The 5,081-nt window shown below is 57.4% G+C and carries 2 rRNA genes; both read right to left on the minus strand.

Going from position 1 to position 5,081, the window contains the following annotated elements:
* Positions 1–22: 22 nt before the first annotated feature.
* A 23S ribosomal RNA gene (locus G3I77_RS40415) occupies positions 23–3,143 on the minus strand.
* A 301-nt stretch (positions 3,144–3,444) separates the two neighbouring features.
* A 16S ribosomal RNA gene (locus G3I77_RS40420) occupies positions 3,445–4,970 on the minus strand.
* Together the 16S and 23S rRNA genes form the textbook arrangement of a ribosomal RNA operon.
* Positions 4,971–5,081 lie beyond the last annotated feature (111 nt).

Here is a 5,081-nt window from a genome sequence, read left to right on the forward strand (position 1 = left end):
AACACAGTGGACGCGAGCAACTGAGGACAAGCCCTCGGCCTATTAGTACCGGTCAACTCCACACGTTACCGTGCTTCCATATCCGGCCTATCAACCCAGTCGTCTACTGGGAGCCTTACCCTCTCAAGGAGGTGGGAATACTCATCTCGAAGCAGGCTTCCCGCTTAGATGCTTTCAGCGGTTATCCCTCCCGAACGTAGCCAACCAGCCATGCCCTTGGCAGAACAACTGGCACACCAGAGGTTCGTCCGTCCCGGTCCTCTCGTACTAGGGACAGCCCTTCTCAATATTCCTACGCGCACAGCGGATAGGGACCGAACTGTCTCACGACGTTCTAAACCCAGCTCGCGTACCGCTTTAATGGGCGAACAGCCCAACCCTTGGGACCGACTCCAGCCCCAGGATGCGACGAGCCGACATCGAGGTGCCAAACCATCCCGTCGATATGGACTCTTGGGGAAGATCAGCCTGTTATCCCCGGGGTACCTTTTATCCGTTGAGCGACGGCGCTTCCACAAGCCACCGCCGGATCACTAGTCCCGACTTTCGTCCCTGCTCGACCCGTCGGTCTCACAGTCAAGCTCCCTTGTGCACTTACACTCAACACCTGATTGCCAACCAGGCTGAGGGAACCTTTGGGCGCCTCCGTTACTCTTTAGGAGGCAACCGCCCCAGTTAAACTACCCATCAGACACTGTCCCTGATCCGGATCACGGACCCAGGTTAGACATCCAGCACGACCAGACTGGTATTTCAACGACGACTCCCCCTGAACTGGCGTCCAGAGTTCACAGTCTCCCAGCTATCCTACACAAGCCGAACCGAACACCAATATCAAACTGTAGTAAAGGTCCCGGGGTCTTTCCGTCCTGCTGCGCGAAACGAGCATCTTTACTCGTAGTGCAATTTCACCGGGCCTATGGTTGAGACAGTCGAGAAGTCGTTACGCCATTCGTGCAGGTCGGAACTTACCCGACAAGGAATTTCGCTACCTTAGGATGGTTATAGTTACCACCGCCGTTTACTGGCGCTTAAGTTCTCAGCTTCGCCCCACCGAAATGGAGCTAACCGGTCCCCTTAACGTTCCAGCACCGGGCAGGCGTCAGTCCGTATACATCGCCTTACGGCTTCGCACGGACCTGTGTTTTTAGTAAACAGTCGCTTCTCGCTGGTCTCTGCGGCCACCCCCAGCTCAGACCGTAAAGATCATCACCGGATGTGGCCCCCCTTCTCCCGAAGTTACGGGGGCATTTTGCCGAGTTCCTTAACCATAGTTCACCCGAACGCCTCGGTATTCTCTACCTGACCACCTGAGTCGGTTTAGGGTACGGGCCGCCATGAAACTCGCTAGAGGCTTTTCTCGACAGCATAGGATCATCCACTTCACCACAATCGGCTCGGCATCAGGTCTCAGCCTCAAGTGCGACGGATTTACCTATCGCACGGCCTACACCCTTACCCCGGGACAACCACCGCCCGGGATGGACTACCTTCCTGCGTCACCCCATCACTCACCTACTAACCGCTTGGTCCGGCGGCTCCACCACTTTCCTTTCCCCGAAGGGTCCGGAACGGCTTCACGGCCTTAGCATCACGATGCTCGATGTTTGACGCTTCACAGCGGGTACCGGAATATCAACCGGTTATCCATCGACTACGCCTGTCGGCCTCGCCTTAGGTCCCGACTTACCCTGGGCAGATCAGCTTGACCCAGGAACCCTTAGTCAATCGGCGCAAACGTTTCTCACGTTTGTATCGCTACTCATGCCTGCATTCTCACTCGTGAACCGTCCACAACTCGCTTCCGCGGCTGCTTCACCCGGCACACGACGCTCCCCTACCCATCACAGCCGGCGTTGGCCGTATATGCTGCAATGACACGACTTCGGCGGTACGCTTGAGCCCCGCTACATTGTCGGCGCGGAATCACTAGACCAGTGAGCTATTACGCACTCTTTCAAGGGTGGCTGCTTCTAAGCCAACCTCCTGGTTGTCTCTGCGACTCCACATCCTTTCCCACTTAGCGTACGCTTAGGGGCCTTAGTCGATGCTCTGGGCTGTTTCCCTCTCGACCATGGAGCTTATCCCCCACAGTCTCACTGCCGCGCTCTCACTTACCGGCATTCGGAGTTTGGCTAAGGTCAGTAACCCGGTAGGGCCCATCGCCTATCCAGTGCTCTACCTCCGGCAAGAAACACACGACGCTGCACCTAAATGCATTTCGGGGAGAACCAGCTATCACGGAGTTTGATTGGCCTTTCACCCCTAACCACAGGTCATCCCCCAGGTTTTCAACCCTGGTGGGTTCGGTCCTCCACGAAGTCTTACCTCCGCTTCAACCTGCCCATGGCTAGATCACTCCGCTTCGGGTCTTGAGCGTGCTACTGAAACGCCCTATTCGGACTCGCTTTCGCTACGGCTTCCCCACACGGGTTAACCTCGCAACACACCGCAAACTCGCAGGCTCATTCTTCAAAAGGCACGCAGTCACGAGATACGTGCAAGCACGTATCCGACGCTCCCACGGCTTGTAGGCACACGGTTTCAGGTACTATTTCACTCCGCTCCCGCGGTACTTTTCACCATTCCCTCACGGTACTATCCGCTATCGGTCACCAGGGAATATTTAGGCTTAGCGGGTGGTCCCGCCAGATTCACACGGGATTTCTCGGGCCCCGTGCTACTTGGGTGTCTCTCAAACGAGCCGCTGACGTTTCGACTACGGGGGTCTTACCCTCTACGCCGGACCTTTCGCATGTCCTTCGCCTACATCAACGGTTTCTGACTCGTCTCACGGCCGGCAGACCGTGAAAGAGAGATCCCACAACCCCGCATACGCAACCCCTGCCGGGTCTCACACGTATACGGTTTAGCCTCATCCGGTTTCGCTCGCCACTACTCCCGGAATCACGGTTGTTTTCTCTTCCTGCGGGTACTGAGATGTTTCACTTCCCCGCGTTCCCTCCACTTGCCCTATGTGTTCAGGCAAGGGTGACAGCCCATGACGACTGCCGGGTTTCCCCATTCGGACACCCCCGGATCAAAGCCTGGTTGACGACTCCCCGGGGCCTATCGTGGCCTCCCACGTCCTTCATCGGTTCCTGGTGCCAAGGCATCCACCGTGCGCCCTTAAAAACTTGGCCACAGATGCTCGCGTCCACTGTGCAGTTCTCAAACAACGACCAGCCACCCGTCACACACCACTTCCGTGATGCTTCACCGGGGCCGGCGACTGAGGAAAACCATTCCCTCAGACACCCAACAGCGTGCCCGACACACTCCCCGCTTCCCTCAACGTTCCACGCTCCGAAGAGCAGTACTAGAAGGAGAAGACGATCAAGTATGCCGAATAGTCAACGTTCCACCCATGAGCAACCAGCATCAGACATTCGCTGATGTACTGGCCTCTGAACCAGGCAAGCCTGATTAAGAAGTGCTCCTTAGAAAGGAGGTGATCCAGCCGCACCTTCCGGTACGGCTACCTTGTTACGACTTCGTCCCAATCGCCAGTCCCACCTTCGACAGCTCCCTCCCACAAGGGGTTGGGCCACCGGCTTCGGGTGTTACCGACTTTCGTGACGTGACGGGCGGTGTGTACAAGGCCCGGGAACGTATTCACCGCAGCAATGCTGATCTGCGATTACTAGCGACTCCGACTTCATGGGGTCGAGTTGCAGACCCCAATCCGAACTGAGACCGGCTTTTTGAGATTCGCTCCACCTCGCGGTATCGCAGCTCATTGTACCGGCCATTGTAGCACGTGTGCAGCCCAAGACATAAGGGGCATGATGACTTGACGTCGTCCCCACCTTCCTCCGAGTTGACCCCGGCGGTCTCCCGTGAGTCCCCAGCACCACAAGGGCCTGCTGGCAACACGGGACAAGGGTTGCGCTCGTTGCGGGACTTAACCCAACATCTCACGACACGAGCTGACGACAGCCATGCACCACCTGTACACCGACCACAAGGGGGCGCCTGTCTCCAGACGTTTCCGGTGTATGTCAAGCCTTGGTAAGGTTCTTCGCGTTGCGTCGAATTAAGCCACATGCTCCGCCGCTTGTGCGGGCCCCCGTCAATTCCTTTGAGTTTTAGCCTTGCGGCCGTACTCCCCAGGCGGGGCACTTAATGCGTTAGCTGCGGCACGGACAACGTGGAATGTTGCCCACACCTAGTGCCCACCGTTTACGGCGTGGACTACCAGGGTATCTAATCCTGTTCGCTCCCCACGCTTTCGCTCCTCAGCGTCAGTATCGGCCCAGAGATCCGCCTTCGCCACCGGTGTTCCTCCTGATATCTGCGCATTTCACCGCTACACCAGGAATTCCGATCTCCCCTACCGAACTCTAGCCTGCCCGTATCGACTGCAGACCCGGGGTTAAGCCCCGGGCTTTCACAACCGACGTGACAAGCCGCCTACGAGCTCTTTACGCCCAATAATTCCGGACAACGCTCGCGCCCTACGTATTACCGCGGCTGCTGGCACGTAGTTAGCCGGCGCTTCTTCTGCAGGTACCGTCACTTTCGCTTCTTCCCTGCTGAAAGAGGTTTACAACCCGAAGGCCGTCATCCCTCACGCGGCGTCGCTGCATCAGGCTTTCGCCCATTGTGCAATATTCCCCACTGCTGCCTCCCGTAGGAGTCTGGGCCGTGTCTCAGTCCCAGTGTGGCCGGTCGCCCTCTCAGGCCGGCTACCCGTCGTCGCCTTGGTGAGCCACTACCTCACCAACAAGCTGATAGGCCGCGGGCTCATCCTGCACCGCCGGAGCTTTCGAACACCTTGGATGCCCAAGATGATCAGTATCCGGTATTAGACCCCGTTTCCAGGGCTTGTCCCAGAGTGCAGGGCAGATTGCCCACGTGTTACTCACCCGTTCGCCACTAATCCCCACCGAAGTGGTTCATCGTTCGACTTGCATGTGTTAAGCACGCCGCCAGCGTTCGTCCTGAGCCAGGATCAAACTCTCCGTGAATGTGTACCGGTAATCCGGTGCAACACCACGAGAGCGGAACAGTCAGGCGGAATAGGCCCGACCGTTCACAGCGTCCTCGCTGTGTTTTTTCAAAGGAACCTCGCCCCAGCA

It is taken from the genome of Streptomyces sp. D2-8, from assembly GCF_023184515.1.
Lineage (GTDB): Bacteria > Actinomycetota > Actinomycetes > Streptomycetales > Streptomycetaceae > Streptomyces.